The organism is Prescottella sp. D32 (assembly GCF_037287305.1).
Classification (GTDB): domain Bacteria; phylum Actinomycetota; class Actinomycetes; order Mycobacteriales; family Mycobacteriaceae; genus Prescottella; species Prescottella equi.
In genome coordinates this window covers 496,387-517,645 of sequence record NZ_JARBSW010000002.1, presented here as the reverse complement: position 1 = coordinate 517,645, position 21,259 = coordinate 496,387, and the positions used below count along the sequence as shown (strand labels likewise).

The window sequence follows — 21,259 nt, the reverse complement described above, 5'->3', positions numbered from 1 at the left end:
GGAGACCCCGTGTCGGATTGGCACTGCCTCGGAACCGCCGACGACTACCGCGACGGAAAGCCCCACGCCGTCCGGGCATTCGACACCGATCTCGTCGTCTACTCCGACCGGGCGGGCGGCCTCAACGTCCTCGATTCCCGCTGCCCCCACATGGGCGCCGATCTCAGTAAGGGCCGGGTCGTGGGGGACACCATCGACTGCCCCGCCCACCGGTGGCGCTGGAACGGCAAGGGCAAGTGCGTCGGCGGGTCACCCAAGCTGCTGCCGATCCGCTCCTGGACGACCGAGGAGCGGGACGGGCTGCTGTATCTCGAGCGGTCCGACGCCGCGCCCACCGGTCGCCCGGTCCGGGCCGCGAACGCGTGGTGGTGAGCCCGCGGCCCACGACGTGAGGGCAGCTCTCAGCGTGAGCCGCGGATCAGGGCGCCGGGGCGGGCCCCGGTGTCGACGCCGTCGCGGAGCACCACCCGACCGGAGACGATCGTCGCGCGGTAGCCGTCGGCGCCCTGCAGCAGGCGCCGGGCGCCGCCCGGCAGGTCGTGCACCATCGTCGGCGACTGCAGCTGCAGCCGTTCGAAATCGATCACGTTGAGATCGGCCTTTTTGCCCTCGGCGATCACGCCGCGATCGCCGAGTCCGTAGATCGTCGCGGTGTCGAGGGTCATCTTCCGGACCGCGGTCGCCAGCGGGATCAGGTCGCCGCGACTGCGGTCGCGCGCCCAGTGCGTCAGCATGAACGTGGTGTTCGACGCGTCGCAGATGGCTCCCACGTGCGCGCCGCCGTCGCCGAGGCCGATCGCAGTCGCGGGATGCATCAGCATCTCCCGGGTCGGGTCGAGCGTGAAGTCCGAGTACCCCAGCAGCGGCCGGAAGAACAACGCGCGGCCCCCGTCGGTGAGCATGAGGTCGTAGGCGTACTCGAACGGATCCCGCCCGGCGCGCTCGGCCTCGCGGGCGAGGCTGGTGTCGGGATCGGGTTCGTACCGCGGCGGGTGGCCGAGATCGAACGTCCGGTCGAGTCTGCTCAGGTACGGCATCCGATTGTCGGGCGAATCGGGTTCGTCGAGGATCGCGCGCCGGGTCGCCGGGTCACGCAGCGCGGCCACCAGGGCGTCGAGGTCGCCGTCGGCGCGCGCGGCGGCCGCGAGGTACGTCGGCCGGGTGTGGAAGGCGTTGAACGTCTGCAAGCCGGTCAGCAGGCCCAGCGGGCGCGCCGGGACCTGCGGGCGCAGGGGAATTCCGGCCTCGTACGCGGCGGCAGCGGCGTCGAGCAGTCGCTTCCAGTCGTTCGGCACGTTGTCGTGCTGCATCAGGCCGAAACACACTGTCCGCCCGGTGAGTTCGGCCAACCGCAGCATCCAGTCGAGTTCGCGGTCGGGGGCCGCCAGGTCCTCGCCCATGATGCCGGCCGGTGCCAGTTCGAACACCCCGGTTCCGGCGGCGGCCAGCGCCTGCCCGACGCCGAACAGTTCGTCCTCGGCAGCGAAGGTTCCCGGTACCGGTTCCCCGTCGATCGCCCGGTGCACGATGGTGCGTGACGTCGAGAAGCCGAGGGCCCCGGCCTCGACGCCCTCACGGACCAGCTTGGCCATCAGCGCGATGTCCTCGGCCGACGCCGCCTCGTTGCGGGCACCGCGCTCGCCCATCACGTACGCCCGCACGGCTCCGTGCGGCACGTGCGTGCCCACGTCGATGGCCAGCGGCAGCCGGTCGAGCGCGTCGAGGTACTGCGGGAAGGACTGCCAGCCCCAGCGGATCCCGGCGGACAGCGCGGCACCGGGAATGTCCTCGACGCCTTCCATGAGGCCGATCAGCCATTCGCGGTCGGCGTCGGCCACCGGAGCGAATCCCACGCCGCAGTTGCCCATCACCGCGGTGGTGACACCGTGCCAGCAGCTGGGCGTGAGCATCGTGTCCCACGTGACCTGGCCGTCGTAGTGGGTGTGGATGTCGACGAACCCCGGGGTGACGAGCAGTCCGGTCGCGTCGATCACCTCGTCGGCGTCCGCATCGGCGAGTTCGCCTCCCGGGGTGACGGCCACGATCGAGCCGTCCCGGACCCCGACGTCGGCGACGAAGGGTTCACCGCCGGTCCCGTCCACCACTGTCCCGTTGGAGATCACGAGAGAGAAACCCATATCCACTCCTCGCTGAGAGTCGACCGGCACGTCATGCGTCTCGATGACAGACGCCAGACTAACTGGACACGGTGTCAGCGAGTGTGGAAATCGGGTCGTTCATTCGTTCGGTCGCAGGGTTCGGGAGCCGACCGTTCGTCGTGTGGCGGCTACCGTTCGGCGCACGCGTCGACAGCTCGCCGTGTGACTGGCACCACACCCTTCTCCTGTGATCTGGCTCTCACTAGCGTCGCTTCGCACACCCCGCGACGCCCGTCGCCCGCCATCGGAGGAGCCCGATCATGACCACCACCGACCTCGGCTCGGGAGCGCCGCCGCAGCGGCCCACGCCCGACGCGCAGGCGTTCCTCGACATGCAGGCGAGCCCGGAGTTCCAGGAACTCCGGCACCGGCTGCGGCGCTTCGTCTTTCCGATGACCGCGTTCTTCCTCACGTGGTACGCCGGCTACGTCCTGCTCGCGACGTACGCGCCGGACTTCATGGCCACCAAGGTGTTCGGCAACGTCAACCTCGGAATCGTGCTCGGTCTCGGCCAGTTCGTGACGACGTTCGTCATCACCGCCCTGTACGTGAAGTTCGCGAACCGTGAACTCGATCCGCGGTCGTCGGCGATCCGCGAGGAACTGGAAGGACCGGCCCGGTGATCACCACACTCGCACAGTCCGCTCCGGCAACGGATGTCGGCAATCCGCTGTTCAACATCGCGATCTTCGTCGCGTTCGTCGTCGGCACCATGACCCTGGTGATCCGGGCCAGCAAATCGACGAAGAAGGCGTCGGACTTCTACACCGGCGGCGGCCAGTTCTCCGGCCCGCAGAACGGTTTCGCCATCGCCGGTGACTACCTGTCGGCGGCGTCGTTCCTCGGTATCGCCGGCGCCATCGCGGTGTACGGATACGACGGGTTCCTGTACTCGATCGGGTTCCTCGTCGCGTGGCTCGTCGCGCTGCTGTTGGTGGCCGAACTGCTTCGCAACACAGGACGATTCACGATGGCCGACGTTCTGAGCTTCCGGCTGAAGCAGCGTCCGGTGCGGATGGCGGCGGCATTGTCGACGCTGGTCGTCTCGCTGTTCTACCTGCTCGCGCAGATGGCCGGTGCGGGCGGCCTGGTCGCGCTGTTGCTGAACATCAAGGACTTCGCGGGACAGGCGATCGTCGTCGCGGTTGTCGGTGTGCTGATGATCGTCTACGTGCTGATCGGCGGCATGAAGGGCACCACGTACGTGCAGATGGTCAAGGCCGTCCTGCTCATCGCGGGTGCCGGCATCATGTTCGTCCTGGTGCTGTTCGCGGTGAAGGGCAACTTCTCGCAGCTGCTGGCCGACGCGCAGAACATGGTCAACGGCTCCGCCAACGAGGCCGTCGCCGGGCGCGACGTGCTCGCACCGGGCGCCAAGTACGGGATCAGCGACATGTCGCGGCTGGACTTCGTCTCGCTCGGCATCGCCCTGGTCCTCGGCACCGCGGGCCTGCCGCACGTGCTGATGCGCTTCTACACGGTGCCCACCGCCAAGGAGGCCCGCCGCTCGGTGACGTGGGCGATCGGATTGATCGGCGCGTTCTACCTGTTCACGCTCGTCCTCGGTTACGGCGCCGCGAAGATGGTCGGCCCCGATACGATCCTGGCCGCTCCCGGCAAGGAGAACTCGGCGGCCCCGCTGCTGGCGTTCGAACTGGGCGGCACGATCTTCCTGGGCATCATCTCGGCGGTCGCGTTCGCGACGATCCTCGCGGTCGTCGCCGGCTTGGCGATCACCGCGTCGGCGTCGTTCGCCCACGACATCTACGCCAGCGTCATCAAGCGCGGCAAGGCGTCGGAGGAGGAGCAGGTCCGGGTCTCGCGGATCACCGTGGTCGTCATCGGCATCGTCGCGATCGTCCTCGGCATCCTCGCGATGGGACAGAACATCGCGTTCCTCGTCGCGCTCGCGTTCGCCGTCGCCGCGTCGGCGAACCTGCCGACGCTGCTGTACTCGCTGTTCTGGAAGAAGTTCAACACCACCGGCGCGCTGTTCAGCATCTACGGCGGCCTGATCAGCTGCCTGGTGCTCATCGTCTTCTCGCCGGCCGTCTCCGGCGCCAAGACGTCGATGTTCCCGAACGTCGACTTCGCCTGGTTCCCGCTGGCCAATCCCGGCATCGTGTCGATCCCGCTGGCGTTCGCGCTCGGCATCATCGGTACCTGGGTGGGACGGAACAAGCTCGAAGATCCGTTCAAGCAGGCCGAGATGGAGGTCCGCTCCCTCACCGGTGTCGGCGTCGAGAAGGCCGTGGCCCACTAGCGGCCGTCCGGGCTTCCCGGGGCGCCCCGTGACGCAGCCGCGTCACGGGGCGCACTGTCGTCTACGTCACCTTTTGGTTACGATCCGACAATGGCCAAGCTGAAGGTGTCCGTCGACGTGCCGATGAGCCCCGAGGACGCGTGGGACCGGGCGTCGGACCTCACCGAGTTCGAGCAGTGGCTCAGCATCCACGAGGGCTGGCGTAGCGATCTGCCCGCGGAACTGAGCACCGGCACCGTCGTCAGTTCGGTCGTCACGGTCAAAGGCCTGCGCAATCGCGTGACGTGGACGCTCAAGCAGTACAACCCGCCGCGGAGCCTGGTCCTGAAGGGCGACGGCAAGGGTGGCGTGAAGCTCGGCCTCGTCCTCAGCGTCGAACCGTCCACGGTGGGCGCCGTCGTCGCGCTCGACATCGACCTCGGCGGCGCACCCCTGTTCGGACCCATCGGGTCGGGCGTGGCCAAGGCGCTGCGCGGCGACATCGAGGGCTCGCTGCAGAAGTTCGTCACTCTCTACGCCTGATTCGGCGGAACCCGCACAACGCGACCGGCGGCCCGGCCGGAACGCGATCCCTACGGAGGTCTCGAAGACATGGCCGGTCGTCACAGCGCGCCGCGCGCGAAATCCACCGCGGCGGCGTCGCCGTCGGTGAAGTACGGGGCGATCGGCCTCGCTGCGGTGGTCGTCGTGGGTGTGGGGGCGTACTTCGCGGTGGACGCCGTCGCCGGCGGCGGATGCGATTCGGTCACCGAGTTCGTGGTGGCCGCCGACCCGTCGATCTCGCCGGTGCTCACCGAGGTGACTTCGGCGACATCGGCGGAGGACCTCGGCTGCCGCAGCTTCCGGATCGAGGCCGCGTCCGGCATGGAACCGCTCGGGTCGCCCGGTCAACAGTCGGGGCCGGACCTGTGGATTCCGGATTCGACGCAGTGGGTCGCGAAGGCGAGCAGCGGAACCGGCACACTCTTCGACGTCGCGGCCCCGTCGATCGCCACGACGCCGGTCGTCATCGCGGCGCGCGAGGGCGACATGCCGTTCTTCGCAACCTGGCTGAGCGCTCTGCAGCTGCAGGGTCTGCGGATCGGCGACCCGCTCACCAGCACCGTCTCGGGTGCCCCCATCGTCGGTGCGCTGTCCGAGTCCGCCGCCGGCACCGTCCCGGGCGACGCGGTGCCCGGAGCGCTGGTTCCGCTCGCCCAGGCGCAGGCCGCCAACATGCATCAGACCGACCCGGCCGCGCGGCTCGCGGCGGTGGCATCGGACGGCGGGATCGCCATCGCCACCGAGCAGCAGGTGGCGGGACAGAACGCGGGCGACTCGGCGGTGCGCCTCGAGGCGACCACTCCGAACTCGGGTGCGGTGTTCCTCGACTATCCGGTCGTTGCCACCGCGCCGGGGTCCGAGCACGACGACGCCCGCAGTGCGGGCGTCGCGCTGGCCGAGGTGATGGGATCCGACGCGGGCCGGGCCGCGTTGGCGCAGCGCGGGTTCCGCGCCCCGGACCGGGCTCCGCTCGACGCCGGCCGCGGCGTGGGGGATGTCGCGGTGCTGACCGTGGAGGATCCGACGGAGACGGCTCAGGTTCTCCGACGGTATGCGGTGCTGGCGTTGCCGTCCCGCGCGCTCGTGGTGGAGGACGTCTCGGGTTCGATGGCCGAGCAGGCCGGCCCGGAGACTCGGATCGCGCTGACGGTCCAGGCCAGCGAGACGGGCGCCCGACTGTTCCCCGACAACGCGCAACTGGGTCTGTGGGCGTTCTCGATCGGGTTGGGTGGGGGCTCGCAGGACTACAAGGAACTCGCCCCGATCCGCCGCCTCGACGAGACGGTCGACGGCGTCAGCCACCGGCAGCGCCTGACCGATGCCGTCCGCACGCTGCCCTCGCTCGTCAAGGGCGGTACCGGACTGTACGACACGACGCTCGCCGCCTTCCGGAAGGTCAAGGAGGGCTACGATCCGGCCGCGATCAACAGCGTCATCCTGCTCACCGACGGCGCCAACGAGGACCCGTCGACGATCTCGCTCGACGAACTGCTCGCCACGTTGAAGCGGGAGCAGGACCCGGCACGCCCGGTCATCATCGTCACCATCGGCATCACCGAGGATGCTGATGCGGCTGTGCTGCAGAAGATCTCGGCCGCCACGGGCGGAACCAGTCACGTCGCGCGCACGCCTGCCGAGATTCCCGGCGTGTTCGTGGACGCGATGCGTAGCCGCGCCACCAGTTGACGGCAGGGTGGGCTGCATCCGTGTGCAGCCCACCCTGCGCGGGTCAGAGCAGGACGGCGTCGGTCGCCGCGCGGACCGCGTCCTCGGTCACTCCCGGAGCGCATTCCCGAAGGACCAGACCGGTGTCGGTTACGTCGATCACTGCGAGATCGGTGATGATGCGGTCGACCACCGCGCGCCCGGTGAGGGGGAGGGTGCAGCGTTCGACGATCTTCGACGCCCCGGCCTTGTCGGTGTGCTCCATGAGAACGATCACCTTGCGGGCGCCGTGCACCAGGTCCATCGCGCCGCCCATGCCCTTGACCATCTTGCCCGGCACCATCCAGTTCGCGAGGTCGCCGGTGGCGGACACCTGCATCCCGCCCAGCACCGCCGTGTCGATGTGGCCGCCGCGGATCATCCCGAAACTGGTGGCGGAGTCGAAGAACGACGCACCGGCGTCGACGGTCACGGTCTCCTTGCCGGCGTTGATCAGATCTGGGTCCACCTCGGCCTCGGTCGGGTACGCACCAGTGCCGAGGATGCCGTTCTCGCTGTGCAGCGTCACCTCGACGCCGCCCGGCAGATGGTTCGGAATCAGCGTGGGCAGGCCGATTCCCAGGTTGACGTACTCGCCCGACGCCAGTTCCAACGCGGCCCGAGCGGCCATCTGCTCGCGCGTCCAGCCGAGGGTCTGCATAAGTGCGGTCATCGTGCGTCCTCCTCCGCGGCCGAGACGGTCCGCTTCTCGATCTTCTTGTCCTGCTGTCCGATATGGACGATCCGGTCGACGAAGATTCCCGGCAGATGCACCTGCTCCGGATCGAGTTCGCCGGCCTCGACGATCACCTCGGCCTGGGCGATGCACACTCGGCCGGCCATTGCGGTCAGCGGGTTGAAGTTCATCGCGGCCTTGTTGAAGACCAGGTTGCCCGCGGTGTCCGCGACCATCGCGTGCACCAGCGAGAAGTCGGCGGTGATCGACTCCTCCAGCACGTAGTCGCGACCACCGAACGCGCGCACCTCCTTGGGCGGGGACGCGAGGGCCACCGAGCCGTCGGGCGCGTAGCGCCACGGCAGGCCGCCCTCGGAGATGAGGGTGCCGACGCCCGACGGCGTGAAGAAGGCCGGTATCCCCGCCCCGCCGGCGCGCAACTTCTCGGCGAGTGTGCCCTGCGGGGTCAGCACCACCTCGAGTTCCCCCGACAGGTATTGGCGCGCGAACTCCCGGTTCTCCCCGACGTACGACGCCGTGACACGTCGAATCCTGCCTGTCTCGAGGAGGATTCCCAGACCGTGCCCGTCGGTTCCGCAGTTGTTGGAGAACACCTCGAACGCGGTTTCCGCGCCGGCCGCGAGGGCAGCGATCAGGACGTCCGGAATGCCGCACAGCCCGAACCCTCCGACGGCCAGGGAGGCCCCGGACGGGATGTCGGCGATCGCCGCGGCGGCCGATGGGTGAATCTTGGTCATGAGAACCCTTCCGTCTCTGTGTGTCTCGGCGATCGTCGGGTCAGGCGGACGCTGTGCTCTGCGCTACGAGCTTGCGCAGTCCCGCGGGGTAGACGCGCTTGCCTACGAGCAGTGCAACGATGGCGGCGATGTAGAAGAGGGGCGCGAGCTGCAGCGACTCGAGAAGGCCGAGTCGATCGGCGAGAATGCCGATGACGAAGGGGCCCAACGCCAAACCGAGAACATTGTTGGCGATGGTGAGTGTACCCAGTGCCGACGAGCGGACGGATTCGTGGGTGAGGCCGGCGACCATGGCGGCCGTGGGACCCGAGCATCCGGCGGAGAAGAAGGCGCCGATGCCGAGGAGGATCAGCTGAGGCGCCCCGGTACCCAGCCGGAGCCCGATGCCGAGCGTGAGGAGCGCGATCGTGCAGAAGACGACGGCCGTCGTCCACTTCCGCGCGGGATCGGTGCGGCTCACGCGGTCGGTGATCATGCCGCACACCACCATTCCCGTGCCGACCAACAGGACGAACAGCGCGGCTACCGCACCGGCCTTGTCCGGTGCCATCCCGTAATACCGGTTGAAGAAGCTGGGGGTCCACGACAGCAGCACGGCTGCGGTGAACATCTGGAAGCCACCCGCGAGGTAGGCGCACCACACGGCGCGGTTCGTGAACAGGGTGGACACGGGCACTCGCACGACGCGTGCGGTCGGGTCGGGGGAGCCGGACGGAGTGACGGGTTCGTCGTGCACGGCGTACCTCGCGAGGCGCGACTCGGTGACCACGGCGCGGAACAGCGCGGCGAGGATGAGCCCCAGTACGGCCATCGCTGTGAACGACCACCGCCAGCCGACATTCACGGCGATCACGCCACCGAGCGAGACGCCGACGACGGAACCGAAGGAGCCACCGGCCATGAAGGCGCCGCTGAGCGACGAGTGCAACCGTGGGGAGAACACGCTCAGGACCACCGCGATGCCCACGCTGCCGTACGCGGCTTCGCCGACGCCCACGAAGAACCGCGCGGCCAACATCTGTTCGTAGTTGGATGCGATCGCACAGCACAGCGTTGCCAGGCTCCACATCACGGCCATGACGACCAGGCTGCGGACCCGACCCCACCTGTCGGCGAGCACGGAGAGCGGGAACGTCAGCAGGCCGACCATCAACGCGACGATGCTGGTCAACGATGCCAACTGGGAATCGGACAGTGCCCATTCGGCTTTCAGCATCGGGAAGACTGCGCTGAGGACCTGGCGGGACATGTAGTCCGACAGCAGCAGAGCGAACGCCAGGCCGGCGACGATCCAGGGATAGCTTCGGGATCGGGTGCGGCGGGGCGCGGAGGTGGCCGTCCTACCGGGTGCGTCGGATTCGACGGTTCCGGCCGGCTGTTCGATGGACGTGGGGGGCAGTCCCATGGTGGCTCCTGGAGGCGGATGGGCTGGTAGGGGGCGCGGCGATCGAGGACTCGCGGATCGATGTCGCCGCGGTGGCGGTGGTCTAGGGGCGCGCTTCCATCGCGGCCAGTTCCTCCGCGAGAATCGGCACGCCGAGGTTGCAGGCGTGGATCCCCAGGACGCTGACCATCTGGAGCACGGTGAGAATCTGCTCGCGGGTGACGCCGAGTTCGAGGGCCGCGCGGATGTGCCTGCGCACGCCCGGTGCGTACATGTGCGTGGCCGCGGCGTCGATGGCGATACTGAGCAACTCGACGAACTCCGGCGGGAACACCCCGCGTCGGATCGGTGTCGCGTTCATCGCCATGAACTGTTCGGTCCATTCGGGATCCCACTGGGAAAGTGTGTCCCACAGGGGGTTCCAGCTTCCCTCTTGCTGCATGCGACTGATCGTCGGGGTGGATGCCGGCTCGGGGTTCGTGGTCATGGCAGCGCTCGTTTCACCGAAGTCGAGGGTGGATGTGGTGCGCGCGACAGCGCGCCGCAAAAGGTGGCGCACATCACGTTATCTCGCCTCGACCGGCATTAATTACCCCACTGGGACGTCATTCTGTGCATCTCGGGACATCGTGGACGACCAGGCACCCGTCCGGGGCGTCCGGGGTCAGGAGCCGCTGTGGGCGGCATCGTTCGCCGCGGCCTGTTTGCGCCAGTCCCGGGGGCTGGCGCCGAACTGCTGATGGAACCAGCGCGAGAAGCTGCTCGGGGTGGAGAATGCGAGCATCTCGGAGATTTCCGTGAAGGAGTACCGGCTCCCGCGCACCATTCGATTCGCCAGTTCGGCCCGGGTGTCGTCCAGCACCGTGGTGAAGGTCTGTCCCGACTTCGCGAGATGGCGATGGACCGTACGACGGTCGACGCCGAGGCTTCGGGCGACCTGGTCGATGGAGCATCGGCCGGTCGGGAGCAGCAGCTCGATCAGTTCGCGCACTCGCCCCTCCACGGTGGGTTCCGCGGGCTCCGACAGGGTGTCGAGGAACTGCTTGGCATACGTTCGCAGCCCGGGGTCGGACAGGCGATTCGGCTCGTTCAGATCTCCTGTGTAGGTGACGATTCCGCTGAAGTCGCTGCCGAACGTGGGCGGGGTGCCGAACATTCTCCGGTGGGTGGAGTCGTCCGCGGGCCGGCCGTGCTCGAAGCACACGGAGACCGGGTGCCACCGCTCTCCGAGCAGGTTACGGAGCAGTTGGTGCACCACTGTGACCGCGAGTTCGACCGATTGCCGAACCGGCACCGGCTCGCCGGGTTCGATGCTGACCTGGATCGCGGACAGCCCGTCCCTCTCGCTCATGCGGATGTGCAGGGCCTCGTTGTACATGTGCTGGTACCGGATCAGCATGCGCAGTGCGCTGCGGGCGTCCGGCTCCTCGCGGATGCTCACGCTGAGCGGCCCGAGCGTGGACAGTCGCCGGTGCTCGGCGAGCTTGAGTGCGAAGTCGGGGCGCCCCGCTGCGGCCGACGACAGTTCGAGAAGTCGTGCCACGGAGGCCGCCGGGATCCACCGGTCCTGTAGGTCGAGGCTCGACGGATCGAGTCCGACGGTCCGCAGCAACTGAACCGGGTCGATGCCCAGCATGCGGCTGACCTCGACATATCCGGTGAGCGCCGCATATCGCGCGAGGGGCTTGGCCACCCGTATCACCCTCCTCGGGATGGTCGTGCTGTCCCGCAAGGGTAAGTGTGTGCCCAGTCGCAGTCGAGTCCGGGTGTGCTGTGCGCAATATTGCCCCCGTCACACCTATGTCCCGAAAGGGAAAGAAATATGTCCCGGCAGGGTATGTGCGCGGGTGGCCGGCTCGATAGTGTCGTGTCAGTTGAGTCACACCGGCGCCGCGGCTCGAAAAGGCCTGCCGCTCGGGGTGTTCCGCCCTGCGGCTCGAATGAGCCGGCCGCTGGGCGTCGATTCGCGATCAAGGAGAAGTCAATGGCCAAAGCGATCCGCTTTCACGAGACCGGTGGACCGGAAGTCCTGAAGTGGGAGTCGGTGGACGTCGGCGACCCCGGCCCCGACGAGGTGCGCGTCCGGCACGAGGCAGTCGGGCTGAACTTCGCCGACACGTACTTCCGCACCGGGCTGTACCCGGCCCCGCTGCCGGCGGGAATGGGCGTCGAGGCCGCGGGCGTCGTCGAGGCGGTCGGCCCCGGGGTGGAGGGCTTCGCGGCGGGGGACCGGGTCACCTATACCGGCAGCCCACTGGGCGCGTACAGCACCGAGCGCGTCCTGCCCGCCGAGCACCTGATCGCGCTGCCGGACGGGATCGCGTTCGAGACCGCGGCCGCGATGACGATGCGCGGGCTCACCACGTCGTACCTGCTGCGTCGGATCGCTCCCTCGCTGAAGGCGGGCGACACGGTCCTGCTGCACGCGGCCGCCGGCGGCGTGGGTCTGATCTTCTGCCAGTGGGCGAAACTGCTGGGCATCAACGTCATCGGAACCGTGTCGAGCGACGAGAAGGCTGCGGTCGCGCGCGCGCACGGATGCGGCGAGGTCATCGTCTACAAGCGGGAGAACGTTGCCGAACGGGTCCGCGAGCTCACCGACGGTGCGGGGGTGCCGGTCGTGTACGACAGTATCGGGCAGACCACCTACCAGTCGTCGATCGACTCGCTGGCGCGCCGGGGTCTGCTGGTGGCCTTCGGTACGGCGTCGGGCCCGATCCCGCCGATCGACGCGATGGAACTCGCGGTCAAGGGCTCACTGTTCGTGACCCGGCCGGCGCTCGCCGACTACATCGCCGACCCCGCCGAGCGAGCCGAGCTCGCCGGCGAGCTGTTCGGCCACGTTGCGGCCGGCCGCATCCAGATCGAGATCAACCAGCACTACGCACTCGAGGAAGCCGAACAGGCCCACCGAGACCTGGAGTCGGGCATCAGCATCGGCTCGTCGGTCTTCTCGTTCTGAACCGTCTTCCGAGCATGAACAGGAGAGAGCGATGACCATTGTCGAAAGCCGCGTTCGCGGTCGCGGGGCGACCGTCGCGAACCTGGACGCACGACCTCTGACCTGCAGCATCGGCGCGGAGGTTCACGGCGTCGATCTCGGGGAGGTGTCCCGCGACGACGCCCTGTTCGCCGAACTGAAATCGCGTCTGCTCGAGCACAAGGTGCTCTTCTTTCGTGACCAGGACATGAGCAGGGCCGAGCACGTGGCGCTCGCGCAGCGGTTCGGCGCGCTCGAGGATCACCCCGTCGTCGGAAGCGATCCCGAGCATCCCGGCCTGGTCCGGATCTACAAGGACCTCGACAGCGCCCCGGAAGCGTTCGAGAACGCCTACCACTGTGATGCGACGTGGCGCGTGAATCCGCCCATGGGGTGTGTACTGCGCTGCGTGGAGGGTCCGGCGGTCGGCGGCGACACGATCTGGGTGAACATGGCGCTCGCATACGCGCGTCTGCCGGAACGGGTCAAGGAACGGATCGAGGGTCTTCGGGCGCGGCACAGCATCGAGGCGTCGTTCGGCGCCCGGCTGCCGATCGAGCAGCGGCTCGAACTGAAGGAGCGCTTCCCGGATGCGGAGCACCCGGTGGTCCGCATCCATCCGGAGACGGGGGAGAAGATCCTGTTCGTCAACAGCTTCACGACGCATCTGACGAACTTCCACACCGCCGAGAACGTCCGGAGCGGAATCGATTACGCGCCGGGCGCCGGAGATCTGCTGCGGTACCTGCAGACTCAGGCCACGATCCCGGAATATCAGGTGCGTTGGCGGTGGACGAAGAACAGCGTCGCGATCTGGGACAACCGCTCGACGCAGCACTACGCGGTCCAGGACTACTGGCCGGCAGTTCGAAAGATGGAGCGCGCCGGGATCGTCGGCGACCGCCCCTTCTGAGTCTTCCTTCAGCCCTTCAGCTATTCAGAAACGGAGTTACGCAATGCATTTCCACGACGATGCGCTCTTCCCCGAGAACCAGGACAAGCTGGTCATCACCGTCGCGCCGTACGGTCCGGAATGGGCGGTGGAGGACTTCCCCGAGGACCTGCCGCTCACGATGGACGAGCACGTCCAGCAGGCGGTGGACTGCTACGAGGCCGGCGCGACCGTGCTGCACATCCACGTCCGTGAGGAGGACGGGAAGGGCTCGAAGCGGCTCTCCAAGTTCAACGAGCTCCTCGGGCGTCTGCGGGAGGCTGTGCCGGACATGATCCTCCAGGTCGGCGGTTCGATCTCCTTCGCGCCGGAAGGTGACGGCGCCGACGCGAAGTGGCTTCCGGACAACGTCCGCCACATGCTCGCCGAGCTGGATCCGAAGCCGGACCAGGTCACGATCGCCATCAACACCAGCCAGATGAACATCATGGAGTTGATGACGCCGGGCGACATCAAGGGCACCTCTCTGGAGAACGCCGAGCTGGCCCACACCTACCGAGAGATGACCGTCCCCGCCGGTCCCGAGTGGGTCGAGGAGCACCTGCGCCGGTTGCAGGCCGCCGGTATCCAGCCGCACTTCCAGCTCTCCTCGATCCCGCAGCTCGAGACCGTCGAACGGCTGATCCGTCGCGGCGTCTACACCGGCCCGTTGAATCTGACCTGGGTGGCGATCGGTGGCGGCTTCGACGGCCCCAACCCGTACAACATGATGCAGTTCATCGATCGCGTCCCGGACGGCGCCTGCCTGACCCTCGAGACGCTCATGCGTTCGGTTCTGCCGGTCAACGCGATGGCGATCGCGATGGGCCTGCACCCGCGGTGCGGCAACGAGGACAACCTGTGGGCGCCGAGCGGCGAGGTCAAGATCACCTCGGCCGAGCAGGTGCGTCAGCTGGTCCGGGTGGCGAAGGAGCTCGGCCGCGAGGTCGCCACCGGCAAGGAAGCGCGCGACATCTACAAGATCGGCACCACCTACAAGGACGCCGACGAGACCCTCGCCAAGCTCGGCTACGCGCCGAACCGTGTTCGCGGTCAGGTCGGCTTCACCCGGCACGCCTGACCCGCTGTCACCCGTCTGCGACAGCGTGTTCCGGTCGAGCGGGGGACACCTACAGGTGTCCCCGCTCGGTCCGTCCGCCTCGACGTCTTTCAAGGAAATGCCATGAGCAGCAGCACATCCCCGACCGTCGTGATAGTTCCCGGTTTGCGTGACCACGTCGACGACCACTGGCAGACCCTGCTGGCCGCCGGCCTGGACAGGGTCCGCATCGTTCCGCCGCTCGAGCACGACAGACTCAGCCTCGACGCACGGGTGGCCGCACTCGACGACGTCCTGACCGGCATCGACGGCCCCATCGTGCTGGTTGCGCACAGCGCCGGGGTGATGATCGCCGTGCACTGGGCGTCTCGGCACGACCGCCCGGTCGCGGGCGCGCTCCTGGCCACCCCGCCGGATTTCTCTACGCCGCTGCCCGCCGGCTATCCGACGCTGCCCGACCTCGACGCCAACGGCTGGAACCCGGTCCCGCGCAGCCCGTTGCCGTTCCCGAGCATCGTCGCCGCGAGCCGCAACGATCCGCTCGCCGAGTTCACGGCCGTCGTCGATCTGGCGCACGCGTGGGGCAGCCGGCTCGTCGATCTCGGTGAGGTGGGGCACCTCAATCCAGCCTCCGGCTACGGCGAATGGCCGCGCGCATCCGAACTTCTGGACGAACTCCTCACCACGATCGGCGCCGCACCCGCGCCGAGCCACTGACCGTCACGATCGCCGCCCGAGAGAAGAACGCCTCGATGCTCAATCTGTCCATTTTCCTGGAAGACTCGGCCCGCAAGTACCCGCAGCGCGACGCACTGGTGCTGGGGGATTCCCGGTTCACCTACGCCGAGACCGACGGCCTGGCGAACCAGATAGCGAATCTCCTCGTCGCGTCCGGGATCGAGCCCGGCGACCGGGTCGCGATCTCGTGTCCGAATGTGCCGTGGTTCCCGATCGTCTACTACGGGATCCTCAAGGCAGGTGCGGTCGTCGTGCCGCTCAACGTCCTGCTGAAAGGTCGTGAGATCACCTACCACCTGCAGGACTGCGGGGCGGCGGCGTACTTCTGCTTCGAGGGTGGGCCGGAGTTGCCGATCGGGGAGTACGGGCGGGAGGGCTTCCGGTCCGCCGAGGGGTGCCACACCATGTTCGTCATCGACGGCAGCAGCGGCAACGGTGTCACCTCTCTGTCGGATGTGCTTCCCGCACAGCCGAACACGTTCGAGGCGGCGGCCTGCGGGGCGACGGACACCGCGGTGATCCTCTACACGAGCGGCACCACCGGCCAGCCCAAGGGTGCCGAGCTCACCCACTCGAACATGGTGCTGAACGCGATCGCCGCGAACCGGTTGTTCGACAGCACGCCGAGCGTGCCGGACACCCATCTGCTCACCCTGCCGCTGTTCCATTCCTTCGGACAGACGATCAACATGAACGCCGGGTTCTCGGTGGGCGCGACGCTGGTGCTGCTGCCGCGGTTCGAGGCGGGGGCCGCACTCGAGATCATGGAACGCGAGGCGATCACGATGTTCGCGGGTGTACCGACGATGTACTGGTCCCTGCTCGGTGCGGTCGACGACTCGGTGGACGTCGAGCGGATCGCCGGAAACCTCCGCAAGGCGATTTCCGGCGGCGCCGCCCTGCCGGTCGAGATCCTCGAACGGTTCGCGTCGCGGTTCGGGGTGCAGATCCTGGAGGGTTACGGGCTGTCCGAGACGTCGCCGGTCGCACTGTTCAGCGATCCGGAGCAGGCGCCGCGTCCGGGCTCGATCGGCGTCCCGCTGTGGGGCGTGCACGTCCGTCTGGTCGATCGGGACTGGAACACCGTCGAGGGCGCGGACGCCGTGGGCGAGATCGCGATCCGCGGCCACAACGTCATGAAGGGGTACCTCGGCCGGCCCGACGCGACCGCGGAGGCGATGCGGGACGGGTGGTTCCGCACAGGTGACCTCGCGCGCCGGGACGCGGACGGCTTCTATTACATTGTCGACCGTGCCAAGGACATGATCGTGCGCGGCGGATTCAACGTGTACCCGCGTGAGGTCGAGGAAGTCCTCATGACGCACGACGCCGTGTCGCTGGCCGCCGTCGTCGGTGTCCCGCACGAGCGGCACGGCGAGGAAGTGCGCGCCTACGTGATTCCCGCCGCCGGAACCGAGGTCTCGGCCGCGGATCTCGTCGCGTGGTCGAAGGAGCGGATGGCGAGCTACAAGTATCCGCGTGAAGTGCACTTCGTGGAGCAACTGCCGATGACCGCCACGGGGAAGATCCTCAAGCGCGAACTGGTGTGACCCGAGGACTGTTCGAGACGTGCTCGGCGAGCGGAACTTCGATGGTTTCGCCCCTTTCGGTCCCGGTGCCGACCTAAGCTTCCGTCCACTTGGACGGTTGTACAGGAAGGCTCCTCGTGCGCGCACTGTTGATGGTCGCCCTCGCGGCTCTGACACTCCAGGCCGCGCCGGCCGTGTCGGCGGCTCCGGTCCCGTCTGCCTCGGATGGCTGGACGCTTCCGCGGCTGACCGTCGAGGACGGCGCCATCAAGGACGTCGACGGGCGGACGGTCCTGCTGCGCGGCGCGAACGTCAACGGGCTCAACGACTACGCCTCCAACGGAACCGGACTGCCGACGGTCGCGCCGCTGGACCGGACGGACTTCGAAGCCATGGCGGCGCTCGGATTCGACGTGGTGCGGTTGAACATCGCGTGGTCGGCGCTCGAACCGACCCCCGGCGCCTTCGACGCCGCCTACGTCGCCCGGATCCGCGAGGCCGTGCAGGACGCGAAGGACAACGGCATCTACACGGTCCTCGACATGCACCAGGACGCGTGGGGTCCCTACGTGGGAACGCCCGAGGGACAGGACTGCCCGCCACTCCTGCAGCGCGGGATCGGGTGGGACGGGGCACCCGAATGGGCGACGCTCACCGGCGGGTGGACGACGTGCAACATCGGCGGTCAGCGGGAAGCGTCGCCGGCGGTCGCCAGGGCGTTCCAGGCGTTCTACGACGACGAACAGGGTGTGCAGGGCCACCTGGTGCAGACCTGGGCGCGCCTGGCCGCAGAGTTCAGGAACGAGCCCGCGGTGGTGGGCTACGACCTGCTCAACGAACCGAATCCCGGGCTTCGGGACCCGTTCGCGGCGGCCGATCAGATCGGACGCTTCTATCAGCGGGCGATCGCGGCCATCCGGCAGGCCGAGACGGGCGGCTTCCCGCACCTGGTGATCTTCGAGCCCAGCGCGCTGTGGTCGGCGTTCGGATTCGACGCGCTGCCGCCGCGGCACTATCTCGCCGATCCGCTGGTCGTGTTCTCGCCGCACCTCTACAGCCAGTCGATCAACGTCAGCAGTGAATTTCCTTCGATCGAGGAAGGATTCAGGATCGCCGCGGCGGCGGCCGACTGGTACGGCGCGCCGCTGTGGACCGGCGAGTGGGGCTGGTTCGGTGATCCGGACGAGCAGGCGGGTCAGGTTCGCCGGTTCGTCGATGCGATGAACGCGCACCGGATCGGGGGCGCGTGGTGGTCGTGGACCCAGGCGTGTGGTGACCCGCACGCGGTGAAGGACGGCAATACTGCCGAGCCGCAGGGCAACCTCAATCGCATCGACTGCCCGTCGGGGGAGGAGCAGGGGCTGGTCGAGGGGTTCGCGGAGCAACTCGCCCGCGCGTACCCGCGGGCGGCGCCGGGCCTGACCGAGGTGGCGACGGAAGGCTTCCGCGGCGACGGCACCGGACGCATCGAGGCCTGGTACCCCGGCGCCGAGCGGCCGCAGCTGGACACGGTGAACGTGGCCGACGTCGCGCTCACCCGCGTCGACGGCGGCTGGCGCCTGATCGGTGAGGCCGCCGGAGAGTACTCGGTCACAACGCTCTGAGCGATCGCTTAGGGGTTCGGGGGCGCGGAAGAACGAGCCGGGCTCAGCCGACCGCCCCGACCATCCGCTCTGCCATCGCCGCCAGCGATGCGCCGACCGCGTCCGGGGTGTCGAGTTCGCGAGACGGGTACCAGCGGGCGGTGTCGATGCACAGCGACAGCACGGCGAGCGTCGTGGTGTCGACGTCGGCCACCGCGAAGTCGCCGACGCGCGACCCGTCCGCGACGATCGAGCGCACCGTGTCGACGATCTCGCGCCGCAACCGCACCACCTGCACGTGACTGGCGGGGTCGAGATGGGACAACTCGTACTGCACCACCCGGGCGGTCGTGGTGTTCTCGGCGTGCCAGTGGGCGAACGCGTACACCGCTGCCCGCAGGCGTTTCGTGGGCGAACCGGGAGGTGTGGCGGCGGCGGTGAGTCGGGCGAGGGCGGAGACGTGTCCCTCGATGCTCAGTCGCGCGAGGACGTCCTGCTTGGACCGGAAGTGGATGTACATGGCGGCGGGGCTCATGCCGGCTCCTGCTGCGATCTCCCGCGTGCTCGTGCCGTGGTAGCCCTTCGCGGCGAAGGCGTCGCGGGCGGCGTCGAGCAGTCGCTGCTCGGCCTCGGCGGCCGGCCGCTCCGTCTCGGGCGCGCCCGATCGGGTTCCTGTTCGCGATGTCATCTGGTTCGACCTCCGCCGCTCCGTCGACCCGGTGTCGACGTCTTCCGCGTTGACTTTCGCACACCTCCACCGCAGACTAAGCGAACGCTTAGAAGTTAGTGCTCAGTCGGAAAGGGCTGCGAAGTGAAGAGATCAGTTTTCACGGCCGATCACGAGGAGTTCCGTTCGGCCGTCCGCGATTTCCTGGCCCGCGACGTGGTGCCCAACGTGGACGAGTACGCCGAGAACAAACTCATCGCGCGTGAGGTCTGGCACGAGGCCGGCAAGCAGGGCATCCTCGGGCTCGAGATCCCCGAGGCGTACGGCGGCTGCGAGGCCGGCGACTACCGGTTCAACGCCGTCGCCACCGAGGAACTGGCCGCGGTCAACATGGCGCTGGCGTCGAGCTTCGGCATCCACTTCGACATCGTGACCCCGTACGTCGTCGACCTGGCGTCGGAGGAGCAGAAGCAGCAGTGGCTGCCGCGCATGGCCGCCGGTGAGGCCGTCGCTGCGATCGGCATGACCGAGCCGTCTGCCGGCTCGGATCTGGCGAACCTCAAGACGTCCGCGGTCCGCGACGGTTCCGACTGGATTCTGAGCGGCTCCAAGACGTTCATCACCAATGGCTACACCGCCGACGTCGTGGTGGTGGCGGCTCGAACCGATCCGACCCAGAGGTCGAAGGGCATCAGCCTGTTCCTCGTCGACACGTCGCTGCCCGGATTCGAGCGGGGACGCAAGCTCGACAAGGTGGGCCAGCCGGAGGCGGACACCGCGGAACTGTTCTTCGACGAGATCCGGCTGCCCGCCGACGCGATGCTCGGCGAGCCCGGCACCGGGTTCGTCTCGATGATGGAGCGGCTGCCGCAGGAACGGATCGGCGCCGCAGTGACCAACGTCGCGCACGCCAAGCAGATCCTGCTCGAGACCATCGAGTACGCGAAGGAGCGCAAGGCCTTCGGGAACTCGATCGGGTCGTTCCAGCACAACAAGTTCCTGCTGGCCGAGCTGGTGACGAAGATCGAGGTGGCCCAGGCGTACATCGACGCCGCGGTGGCCGAACACTCCGATTCGGGTCTGAGCGCCGTCGACGCGGCCAAGGCCAAGTGGTGGTCGGCGCAGGTGCAGAACGAGGTCCTCGACCACTGCGTGCAGTTGCACGGTGGTTACGGCTTCATGCGCGAGTACCGCGTCGCGCGGGCCTGGATGGACGCCCGGGTCACGAAGATCTGGGCCGGATCCAACGAGATCATGAAGGAGATCATCGGTCGCGATCTCGAGCTGTGAACCGATCGGCGGCGCCGACCGCGGGAGCTGCTACTGCAGCACCCGCGCGCCGGCGCTGTCGGTGAGCCACCGCGCGATCAGAGCGTCCAGGGTCCCGTCGTCGTACAGGCCGTCGAGTGCGGCGGACACGCACCCCGTCAGAGGACTGTCCTTCTCGAGCACCACGCCGTAGAACTCGGTGACATCGTTGGGGCGGGGGAACTGCCCGACGATGACGCTTCCCGGAATCTGTTCCTCCGTGATGTGGAAGCCGGTGGGCAGGTCCACGACGATCGCATCGACCTCGCCGGCCAGCAGCGCTGCTTTCGCCGTATCGGTGCTGTCGAATGCCATCGGCGTCTTTCCCGGACGGATGGTGCCCTCGATCGCGGCCAGGCTCGTCGAATTCCGCTGCGCGCCCAGTCGAAGCTCCGTCAGGTCGGCGAGCGATCGCGATCGTGCTGCTGGGTTCGTGGACAGCGCCACCACCGACTGCGCCACCGGGTAGTACGGCGCCGAGAAATCGACGCTGTCCCGCCGGTCGGCGACGATCGTGAACTGGTTGATGTCGAAGTCGAAGTTCTTGGGCCCGGGCGCCAGGGCGTCGTCGAAGGCGACCCGGCTGAACCGCACTTGGTCGGGGGCGTACCCCAGGCGTTCGGACACTGCTCGGGCCACCGCCCCCTCGTAGCCCAGCCCGTTGGCCGGGTCGTTGTCGATGACCCACGGTGCGTGGGCGGGGTCGTCGGTCGCGATCGTGAGAACGTCCGGCGCCCAGGTGAGCCCGCCGCCGGGACCGCACGCGACCGACCGCGACGCGGCGTCCGCGGATGCTGCCGACGTGTCGGCCGCGTCGGCGGGATCGGCGATGGTGCATGCGGTCGCGGGAACGACGGCGAGGCAGATCGAGGCCAGGACCGCAGAGCGTCGTCGGGGGGTCAACACCGCAGTCATCTTGCCTTCGCGCCCGGAATGCGACAAGAACAGGTGCGTGCGGGCGCACAATGTGCGTATC

Annotated in this window: 20 protein-coding genes; 12 read left to right on the top strand and 8 right to left on the bottom strand. The window is 68.3% G+C overall.

Features of this window, described 5'->3' with window-relative positions; translation table 11 throughout:
* The first annotated feature begins 9 nt into the window (after positions 1-9).
* On the top strand, positions 10-372 hold the full coding sequence (locus PSS76_RS12040) for a Rieske 2Fe-2S domain-containing protein (RefSeq protein WP_064078399.1): 363 nt from the start codon (positions 10-12) through the stop codon (positions 370-372).
* 29 nt (positions 373-401) lie between these two features.
* On the opposite strand, the gene PSS76_RS12035 is transcribed toward PSS76_RS12040, so the two are convergent.
* Positions 402-2,138 (bottom strand): N-acyl-D-amino-acid deacylase family protein, encoded by a 1,737-nt coding sequence (locus PSS76_RS12035; protein ID WP_337456220.1) that lies wholly within the window; start codon positions 2,136-2,138, stop codon positions 402-404.
* Positions 2,139-2,419: 281 nt separating this feature from the next.
* Here PSS76_RS12035 and PSS76_RS12030 point away from each other — a divergent pair, with 281 nt between their 5' ends.
* The 4 genes from PSS76_RS12030 to PSS76_RS12015 all read left to right on the top strand — a co-directional run bounded on the left by PSS76_RS12030 (position 2,420) and on the right by PSS76_RS12015 (position 6,651).
* On the top strand, positions 2,420-2,782 hold the full coding sequence (locus tag PSS76_RS12030; RefSeq protein WP_005514947.1) for a DUF485 domain-containing protein: 363 nt from the start codon (positions 2,420-2,422) through the stop codon (positions 2,780-2,782).
* Positions 2,779-4,422: a monocarboxylic acid transporter gene (locus tag PSS76_RS12025; RefSeq protein WP_337456219.1), complete on the top strand. Its 1,644-nt coding sequence runs from the start codon at positions 2,779-2,781 to the stop codon at positions 4,420-4,422. The genes PSS76_RS12030 and PSS76_RS12025 overlap by 4 nt, the downstream gene beginning before the upstream one ends.
* A gap of 90 nt (positions 4,423-4,512) precedes the next feature.
* A complete protein-coding gene (locus PSS76_RS12020; protein ID WP_005514945.1) occupies positions 4,513-4,944 on the top strand; it encodes a type II toxin-antitoxin system Rv0910 family toxin in 432 nt (143 codons plus the stop codon).
* 69 nt (positions 4,945-5,013) lie between these two features.
* Entirely contained in the window at positions 5,014-6,651 is a 1,638-nt protein-coding gene (locus tag PSS76_RS12015) for a VWA domain-containing protein (protein WP_005514944.1), read from the top strand.
* A gap of 43 nt (positions 6,652-6,694) precedes the next feature.
* Here PSS76_RS12015 and PSS76_RS12010 read toward each other — a convergent pair whose 3' ends face one another.
* The 5 genes from PSS76_RS12010 to PSS76_RS11990 all read right to left on the bottom strand — a co-directional run bounded on the left by PSS76_RS12010 (position 6,695) and on the right by PSS76_RS11990 (position 11,180).
* Entirely contained in the window at positions 6,695-7,342 is a 648-nt protein-coding gene (locus tag PSS76_RS12010) for a CoA transferase subunit B (protein WP_013415110.1), read from the bottom strand.
* A complete protein-coding gene (locus tag PSS76_RS12005; RefSeq protein ID WP_337456218.1) occupies positions 7,339-8,103 on the bottom strand; it encodes a CoA transferase subunit A in 765 nt (254 codons plus the stop codon). Before PSS76_RS12005 ends, PSS76_RS12010 begins: the two co-directional genes overlap by 4 nt.
* 40 nt (positions 8,104-8,143) lie before the next feature.
* Positions 8,144-9,508: an MFS transporter gene (locus PSS76_RS12000; RefSeq protein WP_081121408.1), complete on the bottom strand. Its 1,365-nt coding sequence runs from the start codon at positions 9,506-9,508 to the stop codon at positions 8,144-8,146.
* A gap of 82 nt (positions 9,509-9,590) precedes the next feature.
* Positions 9,591-9,974 (bottom strand): carboxymuconolactone decarboxylase family protein, encoded by a 384-nt coding sequence (locus tag PSS76_RS11995; RefSeq protein ID WP_064057981.1) that lies wholly within the window; start codon positions 9,972-9,974, stop codon positions 9,591-9,593.
* A gap of 177 nt (positions 9,975-10,151) precedes the next feature.
* Entirely contained in the window at positions 10,152-11,180 is a 1,029-nt protein-coding gene (locus PSS76_RS11990) for an AraC family transcriptional regulator (protein ID WP_081183207.1), read from the bottom strand.
* Between the two features lie 291 nt (positions 11,181-11,471).
* Between PSS76_RS11990 and PSS76_RS11985 the strand changes: the two genes are divergently transcribed.
* From PSS76_RS11985 to PSS76_RS11960, 6 genes are all read left to right on the top strand, one after another.
* The gene (locus tag PSS76_RS11985) at positions 11,472-12,449 is read left to right on the top strand and encodes a quinone oxidoreductase family protein (protein WP_084968217.1); all 978 of its coding nucleotides are present in this window, start codon (positions 11,472-11,474) and stop codon (positions 12,447-12,449) included.
* Positions 12,450-12,480: 31 nt separating this feature from the next.
* A complete protein-coding gene (locus PSS76_RS11980) occupies positions 12,481-13,380 on the top strand; it encodes a TauD/TfdA dioxygenase family protein (RefSeq protein WP_081121407.1) in 900 nt (299 codons plus the stop codon).
* Positions 13,381-13,423: 43 nt separating this feature from the next.
* Positions 13,424-14,479 (top strand): beta-keto acid cleavage family enzyme, encoded by a 1,056-nt coding sequence (locus PSS76_RS11975; protein ID WP_005514933.1) that lies wholly within the window; start codon positions 13,424-13,426, stop codon positions 14,477-14,479.
* A gap of 102 nt (positions 14,480-14,581) precedes the next feature.
* Positions 14,582-15,175: an RBBP9/YdeN family alpha/beta hydrolase gene (locus tag PSS76_RS11970; protein WP_084968216.1), complete on the top strand. Its 594-nt coding sequence runs from the start codon at positions 14,582-14,584 to the stop codon at positions 15,173-15,175.
* 35 nt (positions 15,176-15,210) lie between these two features.
* Positions 15,211-16,746 carry a long-chain-fatty-acid--CoA ligase gene (locus tag PSS76_RS11965; RefSeq protein ID WP_084968215.1) on the top strand — a complete coding sequence of 512 codons (1,536 nt, stop codon included), beginning with the start codon at positions 15,211-15,213 and terminating at the stop codon, positions 16,744-16,746.
* A gap of 116 nt (positions 16,747-16,862) precedes the next feature.
* Positions 16,863-18,329 carry a glycoside hydrolase family 5 protein gene (locus PSS76_RS11960; protein WP_084979499.1) on the top strand — a complete coding sequence of 489 codons (1,467 nt, stop codon included), beginning with the start codon at positions 16,863-16,865 and terminating at the stop codon, positions 18,327-18,329.
* A 43-nt stretch (positions 18,330-18,372) separates the two neighbouring features.
* On the opposite strand, the gene PSS76_RS11955 is transcribed toward PSS76_RS11960, so the two are convergent.
* Positions 18,373-18,996, bottom strand: a complete 624-nt coding sequence (locus PSS76_RS11955) for a TetR/AcrR family transcriptional regulator (protein WP_022594461.1) — start codon at positions 18,994-18,996, stop codon at positions 18,373-18,375.
* Between the two features lie 123 nt (positions 18,997-19,119).
* Between PSS76_RS11955 and PSS76_RS11950 the strand changes: the two genes are divergently transcribed.
* Positions 19,120-20,265: an acyl-CoA dehydrogenase family protein gene (locus tag PSS76_RS11950; RefSeq protein ID WP_337456217.1), complete on the top strand. Its 1,146-nt coding sequence runs from the start codon at positions 19,120-19,122 to the stop codon at positions 20,263-20,265.
* 30 nt (positions 20,266-20,295) lie between these two features.
* On the opposite strand, the gene PSS76_RS11945 is transcribed toward PSS76_RS11950, so the two are convergent.
* The gene (locus PSS76_RS11945) at positions 20,296-21,198 is read right to left on the bottom strand and encodes an ABC transporter substrate-binding protein (RefSeq protein ID WP_013415122.1); all 903 of its coding nucleotides are present in this window, start codon (positions 21,196-21,198) and stop codon (positions 20,296-20,298) included.
* Positions 21,199-21,259: the final 61 nt, after the last annotated feature.